This is a genomic window from Oligella sp. HMSC05A10, assembly GCF_001808335.1.
In the GTDB taxonomy this organism is placed as follows: domain Bacteria; phylum Pseudomonadota; class Gammaproteobacteria; order Burkholderiales; family Burkholderiaceae_B; genus Oligella; species Oligella urethralis.
On record NZ_KV792957.1, the window covers coordinates 1 to 512 of the forward strand.

Annotated in this window: 1 pseudogene; it reads left to right on the plus strand. The window is 37.1% G+C overall.

The features are described from left to right. Nucleotides 1–345: pseudogene (locus tag HMPREF3144_RS10455) on the plus strand (hypothetical protein); the annotation flags it as partial. Nucleotides 346–512: the final 167 nt, after the last annotated feature.

Genomic DNA, 512 nt, shown 5'->3' on the forward strand with positions numbered 1-512 from the left:
AAGGGGTATGGCGTGGCAGCTGGGATGTCTATTGGGGAAAGCCTCGTAGTGAGCAGGTTTGCTAAGTCAGACTATAAGGTTTCAAATTTAGCCAGTGATTTAACGGTAGGCGCATCGAATAATATGGCAACAGACTTTTTAAAACGAACAGTTAAGCCCGTTTCGTTTATTCTGAGTAAAACGAATACAAAAACTGCAGAGCGTTTTATTACGACACAAGGTTATATCCAAGGATATTTTTTAGGTGCTGGAGTGTCTAGTATGTTTGGGCAGTACTTGGGAAACAAGGAACATGTCATCATCAATTTTTCAAACACTCAAAGACAGGAGAAAAAACATGATTGATTGGAATAGAGATTCTGGTGAACGCGTTTATGGTCTTAAACAGTTAGCCTATCCTTTGTTTACATTAACGTCTGGCTTCTATGTCTGGGTGTTTAATAAAGTTTTTAAAGAAATCACTAAAATGCATTACTACATTGTTTTGATTTTGGTTGGTTTAACGATTTATT